The following is a 14725-nucleotide window of genomic DNA, read 5'->3' on the forward strand; positions in this document are numbered from 1 at the left end:
TGCGGAGCCGACGCAGGCAGATGATGCTGCCCGGGGGGCCTCTATGTCCTTCGTCAAGCGAGTCGAGGGTTTCTCGGTTCGTAGAAGGTTCCGTCGCGGAGCATGGCGAAGAGGACGCTGATGCGGTGGCGGGCGAGGCGGAGGAGGGCTTGGGTGTGGGATTTGCCGCGGGCTCGGCAGCGGTCGTAGTAGGTCCGGGAGGCGGGATCGTGCAGGGCCGCGAACGCGGAGAGGAACATCGCCCCTTTTCAGTTGCCGGTTGCCGCCTCTGGGGGCGTGTTCGCCGTGGATCGAGGTTCCCGACTGGCGGGTCGCCGGGGCGAGGCCGGCGTAGGAGGCCAGGTGGTCTGCGCTCGGGAACGAACTGCCGCCGCCGACGGTGGTCAGGAGGACTGCGGCGGTCCTGACGCCGATGCCGGGCATCGAAGTCAGGACCTGGGAAAGAGGGTGGGCCTCCAGCAGGGTCTCGATCCGGGCCTGAAGGGCCGGCGTTGTTCATGGACGGCGGCCAGCGACTTCGCCAGCGAAGGGACGATCACGTCGAGGGTGCCGGTGCCCGGGTCGGTGACGGTCTGCTCGTCGAGCGCGGTGAAGATGTCGTCGACCAGCCGTTCGGCCATGCGCGGGGCTCTCGGGCGGACGACTTCGACCAGCCTGCGGCGGCCGGCCTTGCGCAGAGCGGCGGGGGATCCGTAACGCTCGAGAAGCCAGGTGACGGCCTGGTGGTCCAGGCGTGGGCCGAGGACGCGTTCCAGGCCGGGGGTGGAACTGGGTGAGCAGGCCGCGGATGCGGTTGGAGGTGCGGTTGGCCTCGCCGGCGAGGTCCTGGTCGAAGCCGACGAGCATGGTCAGCTCGGCGGTGACCTCGTCGGCGAGTTCGAGGGTGCGCAGGGTGTGGGGCATGGTGCGGGCGGCGTCCGCGATGACCGCGGCGTCCCTTCGCGTCGGTCTTGGCCTCGCCGGGGTAGAGGTCGGCGATCCGCCGCATCGCGAGTCCGGGCAGGCAGGCGACCTGGCAGCCGGCGTGGCGGGCGACGGTCAGCGGCAGGGCGCCGATGGAGGCGGGCTGGTCCACGACCAGCAGAACCGTGCCGAACTTGGCCTGGAGCTTGTCGAAGACGGCCCGCAGCTTCGGTTCGCTGTTGGGCAGCGGCTTGTCGAAGACCGTCTTCCCGGCCGGGGTCAGGCCGTGGCCGTGATGCGCGTGCTTGCCGACGTCCAGGCCCAGGAAGACGCCCACCCCGTCGATGCTGATCACCGTGCCCCCACCTGTGTCGATGCGTGCCGGCCTCGGCGGTTGGGGCCGTTCGCGCGCATCCACGTTATGCAGACCTGCCGCCCGCGAGCGGCCGGGCATTGCGCCCGGCCGGGCGGTGGTCGGACCTCTGATCAGCGTCTCCGACGGCACCCCTCGAGCCCGGTGACACCACCCCCAGGTCATCCGTTCGACAGGGAGCAACAGTCATGCCGGGCCCGGAGGCCGGCGGCCCTCTTGCAGGACTGCGAAAAACATAACGGGGGCCAGTGGAAAGCTTCCCCTCCTGGTAGATCTCATCGCCGTGCCGCGTCCGCATTCTCAGACCGCCCTTCAGGACGACGTTCCTCATGCGCGACTCCACGCCGCCGCCTTCGATGACGACTGGGGTCTCACCGCGCGTCACAGACACGGCACCCCGATGGCCTCGCAGGCGTCCGCGCCGACCGGCAGCACCTGCGTGCCGGCCAGGGTCACGACAGACCAGCCAACGTGCGCGCCATTGCCTCGGTGATTGTTCCGCAGCTACGGCGGGAGGCGGTTGCGGCTCATGTGCGAAGCCGCGCGCCGCGCCTGGCGGCAGGAGCTGCAGTGGCATCACCGTCCTTGGCTGGTTTCGCCCGTTCACTCGTATCTGCCATGCCGGTAGCGTTATAACCCGTTAGGTGCACCTGCGGCCTGCTGAGTTGTCAACGGGATGCTCATGCACCGAGTGGTTCGGTGGCGGACCGTTATGCCTCAACCCGGTCCGTACAGCGAAGAACCGATCAACAAGGAGGACCACGATGTCGTGGATCACCAGCGGCCTTCGGATGCTCAGCGGTGAAATGCGTGCGCGCCGGCACGGGTACTTCGTCGGGTATGGGCAGCGGGACTGACGCACTGGCGGTGACATGGGTCGCGTAGCGGGGATCTTCGCGTCCGACCCTTGCCCTCCAGCAATGACACCACCAGACCCTGTACCGGTCGGGGCCGGCTCCGGACAACTGATGGCACCGATCAACGAGGAGGGCCGCGATGTCGTGGATAGCCAGCACTCTTCGAGTGCTCAGCGGTGAGATGCGTGCCCGTCGGTACGGGTACGGCGGCAAGTACGGACGGAGCGACTGACACCCTCACCTTCGGGAAGGGGTGCGCAGATGGATCGCCGCGTCTCATCCCCTGTCAGACGGGCATAACACCTCGTGCTCTTGAATAGACGGAGTCTGTGGACCCACCTGCGGCGGTGGGAACAACTGGCGGCGCACGCCGATGGTCCATTCAGGCTCCGCTTCGGGACCCTCTTCATCGCCGACGCAAACGCGGCCCGGGAGGTCCTGGTCGACTCGGCTGACAACTACCTGCCACAGTCCGGGTTCCTCCGGATCGGGCCGACGCCCCTCTCCCAGGCGCTTCGGACCGAAGCGTCACGCGAGCTGATCAAAGTCCTGGCCCGTTGCGATCTCGATGCGTCGTTCGACGTTGACGCCGCCGTCCGTGAGCTGAGTGACAGCCGCAGCCGTCTGCGGCATCAGCGGTGGGGAGTCGGACTGATCCGGCGGTACTTCGCCCCCGTCATAGCGGACCAGCACCATACCGAGATCAACATGCTTGTCGATGACTACGTGACATCGAGCGTGGTCGCGGACGACATCGTCGGTCACCTGGTGAGAAGACCACACCGTTCGGTACCCCTCATCCGGGCCGGGTTCGCGGAGCAGTTGAGACGCCTGCCGCAACGCTCGGCCGACGCGGCGGACCTGGCCGACGCGGTGGACCTGGTCGATCTGGTGCTGGGTCTGCCGGGGGAACTGTCTTCGGCGGATCGCGCGCAACTGTTGCAGCGGCTCGTCCTTTCCACGGTCGGTTTCACCGGCGTAACCCTTGAATGGGTGGTGCTGCTCGGCATTCAGCACGGGTACAACCGCCCAACAGTACGACCAGAGGAGGTCCGTTTCCTGGTCAGGGAGACGCTGCGCCTCTATCCAACCGCATGGCGCCTGGTCAGGGTGGCCGCCACCGCGCATGACATAGCCGGCGTCTCGGTGCACGAGGGTGAGCACGTTCTGATCGGCACGCACGCGATCCATCGGTCAGGGGCCGTATGGGACAAGCCATTCGAAGTGTGTCCCTCGCGCTGGGAGAAACCGACCGACGACCAGAGGCGGTCGTATCTCCCCTTCGGGAAAGGCGAGGGGATGTGCCCGGCGAACGGCTTCGCCGTCAAAGCTCTGGAGCACCTTGGCTACCTCATCCTCCGAAACTACCGGGGGAGCGTGCGGTTCCGAAGACGCAAGCCACATGTCCGCACGCTCCTCGCACCGCCAGCAGGCTGGACCCGCCTCACCAAGGACGGGGAGACCTCGTTCCCGCCCTCGAACGGCGTTACTGACTTCGGCTCGCCAGGGTGAATCTTTGCGAAGTCCCTGATGGGTCTGGAGCGGTGGCTGTATTCCGTGGTGTGTGAGATATGCGGATGGGGGCGGGCTGACCGCTGCGGGACGTCGGCGCCGGGAGTCGGTGCGGATGCAGGCGGCCGAGCTGTTCGAGCAGGAGATCAAGCCGCCGGAGGTGGCACGGCGACTGCGGGTGAGCCTGAAATCGGCCTACCAGTGGCACCAGCTGTGGCGGGACGGTGGTCATGAGGCTCTGGCCTCCCGCGGCCCGAGCGGATCCCGTTGCCGGCTGTCCCCGCGCTGTCTGGAGAAACTGGCTGCGTACCTCGATGAGGGCCCGGCCGCCCACGGCTGGGTGGAGGACCAGGTGTGGACCGCGGCGAGGGTGGCCACGCTGATCGGCCGGAAGTTCCACGTCTCCTACAGCGTCTCCGGTGCCACGAGGCTGATGCACCGGCTCGGCTTCAGCCCGCAGGTCCCCGCACGGCGGGTCGCCGAGCGCGACGAGAGGGCCGTCACCGTGTGGAAGGAGGTGACCTGGGCGGAGGTAAAAGAGCCCGGGCGGCCTGCGGGGGCTACATCTGCTTCGAGGACGAAGCAGGGTTCACGCGGAAGCCGCCCCGGGGACGAACCTGGGGCCGGCGCGGGCACACCCCGGTCGTGACCGTCAGCGGGCGACGCTCGGGGCGGCTGTCGGTGGCCGGACTGATCGCCATGCGGCCCGGCTCCCGTACCCGGCTGTGCCACCGCCTGCGCGCCCACCGGGCGGGCAGAGGCAAACGCCGCAGCATGGGCGAGCGTGACTTCATCGCGCTCGTCGACGGCGTCCACCAGCTCCTCAAGGCACCTATCGTGCTGGTCTGGGACCGCCTCAACACCCACGTCTCTCACGCCATGCGCAAGTTGATCGCCGAGCGCGCATGGCTGACAGTGTTCCTGCTGCCCGCCTACTCACCCGACCTCAACCCCGTCGAATGGGTATGGGCACACATCAAACGCAGCCTGGCCAACCTCGCCGTCGTCGCGCTCGACCGGCTCGAAGCACTCGTCCGTAACCGACTCAAGCGCCTTCAGTACCGGCCCGGCACCCTCGACGGCTTCATAGCCGGCACCGGCCTGACTCTCGACGAACCTGCCTCACCCTGACGAGCCGAAGTCAGTATGAAGCGAGAGGCCGGTCCATAAGCGATTGTTGTTCTCCTGCAGCCCTGCATCCGACCGGCGTGAGTCCCCCGAACGCCCGCGGCCATCGCAAGTTGCGAAGGGCGGTGGTGTGGACTCCGGCTCCTGCCGCTGCGGATCGGGCCTGGGATGCTGTGAGTTCGTAGCCGGCTTGCTCCACCGCGGAGCGCACGGCCTCGGCAGCGAGCTGCTCAGCCCCGCCGCCGTTCTCGACGCAGCCATCCGACTTCCCGGCGAGCTCCCCGAGGTAGGCGCCGCTCGGGAGGGAAACCCGCCGCCTGCCGGAGGAATCCGCGCCCGACAACGAACTGTGCCTCATGGCCCACCGGCTGATTGATGCCACAGGCCTGCGACGCGGCCGGTGCGTGGCCGGAGGCTCAGGCGAGGCCGGCGAGCTCAGGGCGTCACGGGAACCAGCGCGAGCTGTGGTTCGCCGTGCGGGTCCGGTCCGCCGAGCACTGCGGTGAAGGACTCCGTGCGCAGCACCAGCCCTTCCTCCGTCCGCTCACAGACCATGGTCAGGGGCTCGGTGGCCGCCACCCCGTAGCGCACCGCGAAGACGTCGAGCCCGTCCGGCGCGTCCGGCGCGGGTCCCGCTTCCAGAGCGGTCGAGGTCCGCAGGTGCCGCCAGCCCGCGTCGGGGTCGCCATACCCACGAGGATCGGCGGCCAGCTCGAACGCGGCCTGCTGCTGGGTGAGTGCGGCGCGGGCGTCGAACGAGTCCGGGCTGCCCTCCTCAGGGTGCGTGAGACGCAGGGCCCCGGCCGCCGCGACGAGCGGGAGGTCACCCACCCGGCGGAACCGGTCGCCGTCCGCCGCGACGTACGGCATTCCGGCGAGCAGATAGCCGTCCCCGCCCAGCCGTTCGACGACCACGATCGTCCACAGCCGCGTGCCGTCCGTGACGTACAGCGACCGGACGTGGCGCAGTACATGGTCCCGGCCGACGACCGGCTTGCTCACCAGTTTGGCCGCGAGCCTCCCGACGCGGTGATCCGCCACCCGCACCGAGCCCATCGGACGACACAGCAGGGTTGTGTCCGTCACGGGTCCGAATCCGTGCTGCCGGTTGACCGCGGCCGCGACGAGCGCCGTGCCGCCCGCCTCGATCACGGACGGCGTCATCCGGTCGTCGAAGGACACCGTGACCGTGCCCGACCGCAGTTGGTGACGGGTGGGTGCTTCGCTCGGGGTGCGGTGCCAGCGTGTGGAGTCCTGGATCTGCCAGACGAGCAGGAACGCGAAGTGCCCGTCCACCTCTCCGTCGGCCCCGACCGCGTGCCGGGCCCAGCGCGAGTCCCCGGCGTAGCGGCCGATGTCGGCACCGACACGGTGGCCGAAGTACCGAAGCCCGAGGACGGATTCGAAGGCGGAGTGCTGCTCGCTGTAGCGCGGACCGCCGATGTCGAAGCCGCTCCCGCAGACCCGCGCGTCGATGTAGCGGGCGAGCGCGTCACCGTCCCGCGCGAAGACTTCGTCGCCGCTGACCCGGTGGGCCTGGGCGAGGAACGACAGGGAGATCGGCCCGTAGTTGTTGTCGTACGCGCCCCCGTGCTCCGGAGGCAGGAGCGCGCCCCGGTCCCGCACACGCCGGGCCCGGACCTCGTCGAGGTACAGCCGCATGGACCGTCGCCGGACCGATTCGCCCTCTGTGGGCGGAAGATGACGGGCGAGCATCAGTCCGCCGACCACGCATCCGATGGCCTGGTTCGCCGCGTCCTGCGGGTTGAAGACCGTGGCCTGGGTGAGCCAGCGCCAGTAACCGCCCGCCACGCCCAGGAGTTCGCGGTACTGCTCCTCGTCGACGAGCCCGTCGGCCGCGTCCAGGACGTTCACCGCCTGGAGCAGCGCCCACACCGTGCTGGGCCAGTCACCCACGGGATGCGCGCCGGCCTCCAGGACGTAACGGGCGTACGGCAGACCGGAGTCGCGAAGTGTCAGGTTCGGGTAGCCGGGGTTGTCCTCGGTGAAGACCCGCGAGTCCAGGTGGAAGGCGAGGCTGCGGCGCACGGCTTCGGGAAGGCGCGGGTCCTTTGTGCGGTGCCACGCGAGGGCGAGCAGTGAGGTGATGCCGAGTGAGGTGTCGCCGATGTCCTCGCTCGCCGCCCGGTTCTCGAGGTTGCCCTCGGGGGCGAGCCGGGCCAACGCCGCCTCGGTGACGCCGGCCAGTACGGCGTCGTAGGCAGCCGGGTCGTCCGAGAGGTGGTGCACCTGGCCACGCTGGTGGGGGAGATGCACGTTTCAGCCCTTCATGCCCGAGGTCGACAAGCCTTCCACCAGTCTCTTCTGGAAGATGAGGAAGCAGATGAGTGTGGGCAGGAGAGCGAGCGTCGACATGGCGAACATCGCGCCGTAGGAGGAGCCGCTGGTCTGGTCCAGGAACAGCGTCAAGCCGAGGGGAACGGTGAACTTGTCGTTCTGCTGCAGGTAGACGAGCTGGTGGAGGAAGTCGTCGTACGTCCAGATGAAGGTGAAGATCGTGGTGGTGATCAGGGCCGGCTTCATCAGCGGCAGAATGATCTTCCAGTAGATCTGAAAGGGGTTGGCACCGTCCATCATGGCCGCCTGGTCCAGCTCACGCGGGATGGAGCGGATGAACTGGACCATCAGGAAGATGAAGAAGGCGTCCACCGCCAGGAACTTCGGGACGATCAGCGGCAGGAACGTGTTGATCCAGGTCAGGTTGTAGAAGATCGTGTACTGCGGGATCAGCACGGCCTGCGTGGGCAGCATCAGCGTGCCCAGCATCAGACCGAACCAGATCCTCTTGCCGCGGAACTCGAAGCGCGCGAAGGCGTAGGCCGCCAGCGAGCAGGAGATCACGTTTCCGATCACCGCGCCGATCGTGACGATCAGCGAGTTGGTGATGTAGAGGGAGAAGGAGTTGCCGGAGCCGCTCCAGCCCTCGGAGTAGTTCTCCGGACGCAGCGAGCTCGGGACGAGCCCGGGCTGGGTGAAGATCTCGGTGTCGGGCTTGAGGGAGCTGCTCAGCATCCACAGCAGCGGATAGAGCATGACGATCGCCACGCCGATGAGCACGGTGTGGATGAAGATGCGGCGGGAACCGGTGGCGGAGCGCAGCCTGTGCAGCGGCGACTTCGGGGCCGTGGTGGTGGCGGACATGGTGGACGGACTCCTCGCTCAGTCGTCGTAGTGGACCCAGTAGCGGCTGGCGATGAAGTTGACCGCCGTGAAGCCTGCGATGACCAGGAAGAGCACCCAGGCGAGCGCCGAGGCGTATCCCATCTGGAGGTCGGTGAAGCCCTTCTTGTACAGGTAGAGGGAGTACAGCATGGTCGAGTTGAGCGGTCCGCCGGAGCCGTTGCTGATGACGAAGGCTGGGGTGAACGTCTTGAACGCGTCGATGATCTGCAGGACCACGTTGAAGAAGACGATCGGGGTCAGCAACGGCAGGGTGATCTTGAAGAACCGGGTGACGGGACTGGCACCGTCGATCGCGGCCGCCTCGTACACGTCCTTCGGCAGTTGCTTCAGACCGGCGAGGAAGATGACCATCGGGGTGCCGAACTGCCAGACGGCCAGCAGGATCAGCGTGTAGAGCGCGGTGTCGGGGCTGGAGATCCAGTCCTGGCCCTTGATGCCGAACCAGGCGAGGAAGTCGTTGAACAGGCCGTCACCGCCGAAGACCTGCCGCCACACGATGGCGATGGCCACCGCCCCGCCGAGCAGGGAGGGCAGGTAGAAGGCGGCGCGGTAGAGGCCGATGCCCTTCAGGTCGCGGTTGAGCAGCATCGCCACGCCGAGGGCGAGCGCCAGCTTCAGCGGCACCGAGACGACGACGTACAGCAGGGTGGCGTGCACCGAGTCCCAGAAGACCGGGTCGTCGGTGAACATCTTGTCGTAGTTGTCCACTCCGACCCACTGCGCGGGTGTCAGCAGGTCGAAGTCGGTGAAGGACAGATACAGCGAGTCCATCATCGGGTAGATCGTCAGGCCGAACAGGCCGATGAACCAGGGGGCCAGGAAGAGGTACGGCCACCAGCCCCCGCCCCGCCTTCTCGCGAGGCGGCGGCGCATGCGGTCGCGCTCCCGCTGGTCGGACGGGGTCACGGGAGCGGACTGCTCCTTCACTGCCGCGTCTGTCTTCGCGGTGGTCATACTCATGGCTCTCCCTGGCCCTCTCCCCGGTCTTTGACTGGTGCGGCGCTGCTCGGCGGACGTGCCGCGCCCCCCGGGCGGGCGCGACCGGCCCGCGGTTCCCGAACGGCACGTCGGCCGAGCGGAGCGCTCAGCCGCCCAGAATCCCGGCTGCCTGGTCGAAGAACTCGCCGAGCTGCGCCTTGATCGTCTTCTTGCCGAAGGCGACGGCGAGGTTCGACTGGAACAGCAGGTCCCAGATCTGGTCCGCACCCTGCGGCGGCGGCGCCGGAGCGGGCAGGGCGTTGGCCGCCTTCGAGACGCGTTGGGAGATGTAGTCCGCGCACTCCATGTTCAGCTTGTCCGTCTCGGTCAGGCTCGACGCGATCAGGTCGCGGGCCTTCTCCGTCGGCGGGATGCCGCGCAGCAACTGCATGCCCTTGATCGCCGTCTCGTCCTGCGCGAAGAACGTCATGACCTTCACCGAGTCGGCGACCTTCTTGCTGGCCTTCGTGGCGCTCAGCAGCACCCCGCCGTTGACGTAGTTGCCCTCACGGGCATTGGACCAGTCGCCTTGCGGGGTGGGCAGGAAGTCGAGCTGTGCCTCGGTGATGGAGCCGCCCGCACCGTAGACGCCGATGTCGAAGGTGAACAGGGCCTTGCCGATGACGACCGCGTTCTTGGTGAGGTCGTTGTGCGCGGCGGAGGTGATCGCGGGCGGCGGGCAGGCGTTGAGCCTGCGCATCTCGGCCCAGTACTCCCACCATTCCTGGAGGGTGTCGGCGGTGAAGCCGACCTTCTTGCCGTCGTCGGAGAAGAAGGTCTGGCCGTGCTCGCGGGCGAAGACCTCGAAGGCCTGGAGGGCGCCGCCGCCGACGTCGTCGACACCGTGGACCTTGCCGCCGCTCTTCTTGTGGACGTCCTGGGAGATCTTCCTCAGGTCGGCCCAGGTCCACTCGCGGTCCGGCAGCTTCAGACCGAGCTTCTCCAAGCCGGTCCGGTTGACGGTGAGCTGGTTGACACCGATGCCGGACGGGACGCCGTACAGCTTGCCGTCGACGGTGCCGGCCGCGAGCAGGGTCTTGGAGAAGCCCGTGAGGTCCAGAGCCTTGCCGACGTACTGGTCGATGGGGGCCAGGACACCCTTGCGCGCGTACTGGGCGACCAGGGCGGTGTCCATCTGCAGCAGGTCCGGGGCGCTGCCGCCGGCGATGTTGGTGTTGAACTTGTCGAAGTAGCCTTCGTATCCGGAGTAGGTCTCCCGGATCTTGATCTCCGGGTTCTCCTGCTGGAAGTGGGCGAGCGCCTTTTTGTAGGCGTTGTGCCGGTCGTCGCTGCCCCACCAGGTCATGGTCAGGTCGCTGCTGGTGCTGCCGGCGCCGGTGCCACCGCTGCAGGCGCTGAGCGCGCTGCCGAGCGCTCCGGTGACGGCGAGTCCGCTCGCGGTGCGGAAGAGGGTTCTGCGCGAGATCTGGTGACCCACAGGGTCCTCCTGGAGTGCGTGACGGATCCCCTGGCCGGTCGAGCGGCTCGGGTCTTTCCAAGGGGCGGGCGCTCCTGCGCGCGGCCTCGCCCGGCCGCGGCGCACTGACGGGTGGGAATCCCCGGCCCCCGCGGGCCGTGGCCGTACGAGCGCGCCCTCGCACGGCTGCCGTACTGCGTGTACGGCGGGACGCCTCACTCAGAGCCGGGTCCCACCGGCTATGGAAAGCGCTTGTCCGGACATTGGCAGACCCACACGTAAGCCGTCAATGCTTCGCCCGCATACCACCGGTCACGGTTTGACGGCCATGGGCCACGGCGAGCCGGCTCGCGCCCGCCACGGTGCCGTTGTCGCCGACCATGCTGCTGACCACGTCGGTGGGCCAGCTCAGCCGGGCGAGCTCGGCCCGTACACCGGGCAGGAGCTGCGGATACGCGCCCGTGCCGCCGCCCAGGACGAGCAGTCCCGGATCCAGCACGGCGGTCACCGCGGCGGCGAGCCGACCGATGTCGGCCGCGTGGCGGTCGACCACGGCACGGGCCGTGCCATGTCCCTCGTCGGCAAGGGCGAAGAGCCGTTCGACGGTCCGGGGGCACGGGCCGTCGGTGCCCTGCCAGGCCTCCGCGGCTCTGCCCAGGAGGGAGCGCGAGCCCATGTGTGCTTCCAGGGCCTCATGGCGCGGTTCAGTGCCGTCGTCCCAGGGGTAGGGCAGTCGGGCCACCTCTCCGGCCGCGCCGTTCGCCCCGCTCAGTACGTGGCCGCCGACGACGATGCCGAGGCCGATACCCACACCGATGCGCAGGTAGCCGAAGGTGTCCCTGCCGCGCGCGGCGCCTTCGTGCAGCTCGGCGAGCGCGGCGCAGTTGACGTTGTTCTCGAGGTGGACGGGGGCACCGGGCGGCAGCGCGACGGCCATGGCGTCGTAGGCGGGGCCGGCCTTGGCGGTCGCGGGGCGCGTCGCGACGCCCTGTCGGTCCCGTGCCGCGACGTCGCCCACGGCCACGACGACGGCGCGCAGCGGGGCTCCGGCCGGCAGCGCGTCCAGGGCCTTGCGCACGGTGTCGGCGGACTCCTCCCGGAGCCCGGTGCCGTGGGCGAGCAGGGTGCCGTCCAGAGCGCAGCCCCGCACCCGGGTGTGGCTGGGGCCGAGGTCGACGGCCAGGACGGCGCCGGCGGCGGGCCCGAGTCCGTAGACGGCGGCGGAGCGGCCGGTGCCGCCGGAGACGGTGCCGGAATGGGCGGCGAGTTCGGCGCTCTCCAATTCGGCGACGGCCGAGGAGACGGTCGGCTTGGACAGCCCCGCGCCGGCCGCCAGTTGGGGCCGGGTGGCGGTGCCCGCCTCCGCCAGGACGGCGAACACCGCGCGGGCGCTCTCACTCAGCTTCATGGGCTCTCCCAGGTCATGCCGCGGCGGTCGGTCGAAAAAGGTTGTACGGCACCGGAATTCCGTATCCCTTGACGCACCCTACTTCGTTAGTTAGCTTCCTAACGAACTCGCGCGGCACCCGCCTGCCGCGCTCGCCAGAAGCCCGTCCCGGGGCTTCCCTAGTGCTCGCCCCAAGAAACGATCGCCCGTTCAGGGACACGGTTCGCCCGCCGTTCGCTTCGCATGCGCAGGACCGCGCAACGACGAGAGAGGCTCCGTGCAGAACTCCATGCCCATCGTCGTCGGCACCGACGTGGTGCGTCTTCGTGCCACTTACGAGCGCCGACGTGGACGGCACGAAGACCCCCCTTCTCGCGAAGGCCGGGAAAACCCCCGGCCCCACGCGGAGTGCGGTCACCGATCACGCGCGCAGGAGCAGGGGGCAGCGGACGCGCGATGCCCTGTCCGCTTCCACGGGGTCGACCGCGTTGACCGACGACGTGTTGCCCCGCTGCGTGCGTACGGCCACGGTGGCCACAGGCGGGCCCGCCTGTGAGGCACCTCGCCGGTGCGAGGGGGTCCTCCGCGTACCCCGTGCTCTTCTCGGCACCCCCCGCCTCGCGGTGGGCGACGCCGAACTCCTCGCAACCGCCGCCGGCCTGGACAGGGGTGCCGGTTTCGTCGCCGAGAGCGGTTCGGGTGCCGCCGGGTGCGGAAGTGGTGGCGCCTGCCCGTCTCTGCCGGCGGTGACACGGGCCGCACCTGCTGCTCAGAACACCCCGTCGACCGCTGTCCGGAGAACCCGGGCGTTCGACTCGCCGTGAGAAGTCCGGGTTCAGCTCGCGTGCCGTTGGCGTTTCACCGCTCTCGCGTTTCACCGTTCTCGCCGTCTTCCCTCCCGTCGCGACTTCAGAAGGAGAGGCACCCTCATGCCCGGTGCGCACCCCCGTTACCGTCATGACAGAGCCGCCGTCGACCGCCGTGTGTTCCTGCGGACCTCCGTGGGCGTCTCGTCCGGGCTGGTCGCGGGCCCCGTGGCGGTGTCCTGGCCGGCGGCCGCGGCCTCGGTGGTCACCAGCACGTCCGCCGCCTTCGTGGACGCGTACACCACCAACGCCATCGGCAACCTCACGTCCGAGACCAACGCGGCCGTGCACATCCTCGACGGCTTCGCCCGCATCTGGAAGACGGGCACGGCCTGGAACACCGGCGTTTCACTCATGCCCGACGTGCTGCGCGCCAACATGCGCTACTGCGCGCGTGTCACCCGGCGCCGCACGGAGGCCGAGGCCCGCACGGCCTTTGTCCAGGACCGCCAGCACCAGAGTTACGCGGTGATCACCGGCCTCGGACCGCTCGCCGACCTCTACAAGCGCGGAGCGAAGGCCGTCACCGGCATCACCTCGGCGCCGGACGGCATCCCGGCGGGCAAAATACACGACACGCTCCCGGCCGACGCGCCCGAGGGCTCCGCGCTGGGCGCCGGTTCCCACGACTCGGACCTCGGCAAGGTGGCGGAACTGGTCGACACGGTGCGCGGTCCGTTCGCGTCGAGCAACCCCTCCAAGCTCGCCTACCAGTACCCCCGTCCGTGGCGCATGAACGAGGACAACGAGGTCGTCGAGACGGGGAGGACGGACGAACAGGGCTTCCCCGTCTACGAGTCCGACGTCGTGGTCGTCCCGCAGTTGCTGCGGCAGCGCGGCACCGACCCCGCCGACGACGGCGGCTTCACCAGCGGGCACACGAACGCCTTCTACCTCGCGGCCCTGGCCATGGGCTATGCGGTCCCCGAGCGGTTCCAGGAACTGGTGGCCCGTGCCTCCGAGCTCGCCCACACCCGCATCGTGGCCGGCATGCACTCCACCGTGGACGTGGTCGGCGGCCGGACCCTCGCCACCGCCCTCGCGGCGGCGGCGCTCGCCGACCCGAAGAACGCCGGCCTCAAGGCGGCCGCCCGTGCGCAGGCCGCCGCGTACTTCCAGGAGCAGACGGGCACGAACCCCGACACCCTGTACGGCTACGCCCACTCGGCCGGTCCGGACACCGATCCGTACGCGGACCGCTCCGCCAACTGGAGTGCGCTCGGCCCCCGGTTGACGTACGTACTGCCCAGACGCCACGTAGACGACCGCATGACCGTGCCGAAGGGCGCCGAAGTCCTGCTGGAGACACGACTGCCGTATCTCTCGGCGGCCCAGCGGCGCGAGGTGCTCAGGACGACCGCGTTGCCCGCCGGTTACGTCCTCCTGGACGGTTTCGAGAAGTGGGGGCGGCTGAACCTCTTCGCCGCGGCCGACGGTTACGGGGCCTTCGACACGGACGTGCACGTCACGCTGGAGGCGGCCGCAGGGGGCTTCGGCGCCACCGACACCTGGCGCAACGACATCGGCGGCCGGGGCGCGCTCGTCAAGCACGGCAGCGGCACGCTGACCCTCACCGGCGACAACGATTACACCGGTGGCAGCACGCTGGAGGAGGGCGTCCTCGCGACCGGTTCGACGAACGCGCTCGGCTGCGGCGACGTACGGGTGAAGGGCGGTGCCCTGCACGCGACTTCGCCGCTGTGGGTGCGGGGCTCGTACATCCAGGCGGCCGGTACGACTCTCGACGTGACGCTCGACGGGGACCGGGTCCCCGCGCTGAAGGTGAGCCGTCGTGTGCTGCTCGGCCGGGACAGCAGACTCGTCGTCCGACTCGACACCTCATGCCGTCCGCGGCGGGGTGCCGTCTTGCCGGTGCTTGAGACCCGGACGCTGCGAGGACGGTTCCGCAGCATCACGGTGGACGGGGTTCCCGCCGAGCCGGTCTTCACCGGGCGCGGGCTGTCCGTACGGCTCGGCTGACCGTTTCGCCGACCGCCCCGTGGAAAGCACGGTCGTGAAACCACGGGGCGGTGAGGGCTGGGCGCGCTCATACCGCGGGGTCGCAAGCGGCACCGTCCCGACTGGTCGCCTTCCAGGAAC

8 protein-coding genes and 1 pseudogene are annotated in these 14725 nt (G+C 69.2%); 3 read left to right on the forward strand and 6 right to left on the reverse strand.

Annotated elements, in window-relative coordinates; translation table 11 throughout:
- Positions 1-53 precede the first annotated feature (53 nt).
- Positions 54-1258 (reverse strand): annotated as a pseudogene (locus B1H29_RS35880) (IS110 family transposase).
- A gap of 1181 nt (positions 1259-2439) precedes the next feature.
- On the opposite strand from B1H29_RS35880, the gene B1H29_RS35885 reads away from it, so the two are divergent.
- Both B1H29_RS35885 and B1H29_RS40285 read left to right on the forward strand, forming a co-directional pair.
- Positions 2440-3645: a cytochrome P450 gene (locus B1H29_RS35885; RefSeq protein WP_079160656.1), complete on the forward strand. Its 1206-nt coding sequence runs from the start codon at positions 2440-2442 to the stop codon at positions 3643-3645.
- Between the two features lie 52 nt (positions 3646-3697).
- Positions 3698-4776, forward strand: a protein-coding gene (locus B1H29_RS40285; protein WP_432280061.1) for an IS630 family transposase whose coding sequence is annotated in 2 segments (ribosomal slippage) — positions 3698-4199 and positions 4199-4776 — 1080 coding nt in all. Because the reading frame shifts where the segments join, the coding sequence is not laid out codon by codon here.
- A 432-nt stretch (positions 4777-5208) separates the two neighbouring features.
- On the opposite strand, the gene B1H29_RS35900 is transcribed toward B1H29_RS40285, so the two are convergent.
- The 5 genes from B1H29_RS35900 to B1H29_RS35920 form a co-directional block, all read right to left on the reverse strand.
- Positions 5209-7050, reverse strand: coding sequence for a hypothetical protein (locus B1H29_RS35900; protein WP_055420021.1), 1842 nt, complete (start codon positions 7048-7050; stop codon positions 5209-5211).
- 3 nt (positions 7051-7053) lie between these two features.
- On the reverse strand, positions 7054-7935 hold the full coding sequence (locus B1H29_RS35905) for a carbohydrate ABC transporter permease (protein WP_055420020.1): 882 nt from the start codon (positions 7933-7935) through the stop codon (positions 7054-7056).
- Between the two features lie 18 nt (positions 7936-7953).
- On the reverse strand, positions 7954-8931 hold the full coding sequence (locus B1H29_RS35910) for a carbohydrate ABC transporter permease (RefSeq protein WP_055420019.1): 978 nt from the start codon (positions 8929-8931) through the stop codon (positions 7954-7956).
- Positions 8932-9061: 130 nt separating this feature from the next.
- On the reverse strand, positions 9062-10393 hold the full coding sequence (locus B1H29_RS35915) for an ABC transporter substrate-binding protein (protein ID WP_055420018.1): 1332 nt from the start codon (positions 10391-10393) through the stop codon (positions 9062-9064).
- Between the two features lie 265 nt (positions 10394-10658).
- Positions 10659-11780, reverse strand: coding sequence for an ROK family protein (locus B1H29_RS35920; RefSeq protein ID WP_055420017.1), 1122 nt, complete (start codon positions 11778-11780; stop codon positions 10659-10661).
- Positions 11781-12688: 908 nt separating this feature from the next.
- Here B1H29_RS35920 and B1H29_RS35925 point away from each other — a divergent pair.
- Positions 12689-14605 (forward strand): phosphatase PAP2 family protein, encoded by a 1917-nt coding sequence (locus B1H29_RS35925; RefSeq protein ID WP_055420016.1) that lies wholly within the window; start codon positions 12689-12691, stop codon positions 14603-14605.
- Positions 14606-14725 lie beyond the last annotated feature (120 nt).

The organism is Streptomyces pactum, assembly GCF_002005225.1.
Classification (GTDB): Bacteria; Actinomycetota; Actinomycetes; order Streptomycetales; family Streptomycetaceae; genus Streptomyces; species Streptomyces pactum_A.

What these genes read in the sequence shown, in the direction of transcription:
- B1H29_RS35905 (WP_055420020.1), bottom strand. Translation starts at nt 7,935, where the DNA reads ATGTCCGCCACCACCACGGCCCCGAAGTCGCCGCTGCACAGGCTGCGC.
- B1H29_RS35910 (WP_055420019.1), bottom strand. Translation starts at nt 8,931, where the DNA reads ATGACCACCGCGAAGACAGACGCGGCAGTGAAGGAGCAGTCCGCTCCC.
- B1H29_RS35920 (WP_055420017.1), bottom strand. Translation starts at nt 11,780, where the DNA reads ATGAAGCTGAGTGAGAGCGCCCGCGCGGTGTTCGCCGTCCTGGCGGAG.
- B1H29_RS35925 (WP_055420016.1), top strand. Translation starts at nt 12,689, where the DNA reads ATGCCCGGTGCGCACCCCCGTTACCGTCATGACAGAGCCGCCGTCGAC.